This window comes from Mesorhizobium sp. M7A.F.Ca.US.005.03.2.1 (assembly GCF_003997795.1).
Classification (GTDB): Bacteria; Pseudomonadota; Alphaproteobacteria; order Rhizobiales; family Rhizobiaceae; genus Mesorhizobium; species Mesorhizobium ciceri.
In genome coordinates, this window is sequence record NZ_RZRP01001438.1 from 1 (window position 1) to 794 (window position 794).

A 794-nucleotide genomic window follows, 5' to 3' on the forward strand; every position below is an offset into this window, starting at 1 on the left:
CCTTTCATCCTGGCCGAAGACCCGACATCGGCCGGCCGGCTGACGCTGTGCGCCGACCGGGCCAGCAATCGCATCGTCGACCAGCTGCTGGCGCCGTTGCGCGACGACAAGATCCTGCCGTTCTTCGCCGGCAACGAGCCGACCGAAGCGACCAGACAGGCGCTCGCCTTCTGCAACCAGTTCCAGATCGACTTCCGAGCCACCCGCGAGATGGTCGAAAAGATCGATGCGCACGGCCTGTTTTCGCCGCGCCAGAGCAAGGTGACGCTGGAGGGTGGCGAGGTGCTCAACCTCACCGACTTCCAGGTGATCGACGAGCCGGCCTTCAACAAATTGAGCGACGAGGCGTTTCTCGACCTGCGCAAATCAGGCGCGCTCGGCCTGCTCTATTGCCACCTCGCCTCGACCAACAGCTGGACCTCGCTGGTGCATCAGGCATCGCTGCGGAAGGCGGATGGGGCGAAGGGCTGACTGTGAAAAGCTTGCGCGGTCGATCGTCTGGGCGGACAGGCGGCTAGGCAGCAACCCTTCTGTCGTGCCGCCCTTCCCTGATCTCCTCGGCGAGCTTGTCGCAGAACGCGTCGAGATCGCCGGGATTGCGACTGCTGACGAGCCCCTGGTCGGTGACGACTTCGGTGTCCTCCCACAGACCGCCGGCGTTGATCACATCGGTCTTGATCGATTTGTAAGACGTGACCCGGCGACCCCTTACGATGCCGGTCTCGGCGAGAAGCCAGGGCGCATGGCAGATCGCGCCGACGACCTTCTTGGCCGACCAGAACGATTCGACGAAG

The 794-nt window shown here is 64.0% G+C and carries 2 protein-coding genes; one reads left to right on the forward strand and one right to left on the reverse strand.

Annotated elements, in window-relative coordinates; all coding sequences use genetic code 11:
- Positions 1-471: SapC family protein (locus EN991_RS38320; protein ID WP_164769767.1), on the forward strand; the 471-nt coding region annotated here is incomplete at its 5' end.
- A gap of 43 nt (positions 472-514) precedes the next feature.
- Here EN991_RS38320 and EN991_RS38325 read toward each other — a convergent pair.
- On the reverse strand, positions 515-794 hold a 280-nt coding region (locus tag EN991_RS38325), incomplete at its 5' end, for a DJ-1/PfpI family protein (RefSeq protein ID WP_206519364.1).